Genomic DNA, 228 nt, shown 5'->3' with positions numbered 1-228 from the left:
GGAAAACATTCGTAACCGACATTACTTACTTGCAAATTCAGGGTGGTAAAACGGCATATTTGTCTTGTGTGAAAGATGTGGCGACACGGGAAATAGTCGCCTATGAACTTTCAACAAGTTTACGTATGGAAATTGTCTACCGGACGTTAAGTAAATTAGAAGACTTTATCGGTAATCGACTACATCCAGAAGCCATGATTCACTCCGATCAAGGTTTTCATTACACCC

Annotated in this window: 1 protein-coding gene; it reads left to right on the top strand. The window is 40.4% G+C overall.

Annotation, left to right across the window (positions count from 1 at the left end; all coding sequences use genetic code 11):
• Positions 1 to 228, top strand: a 228-nt coding sequence (locus GQY27_RS21370) for a DDE-type integrase/transposase/recombinase (RefSeq protein ID WP_160037262.1), incomplete at both ends; no start/stop codon positions are given.

Source organism: Paenibacillus sp. An7 (genome assembly GCF_009870785.1).
Taxonomy (GTDB): Bacteria; Bacillota; Bacilli; order Paenibacillales; family Paenibacillaceae; genus Paenibacillus.
Note: the sequence above shows the minus strand (reverse complement) of the source record. Positions and strands in the feature narration are given on the sequence as shown.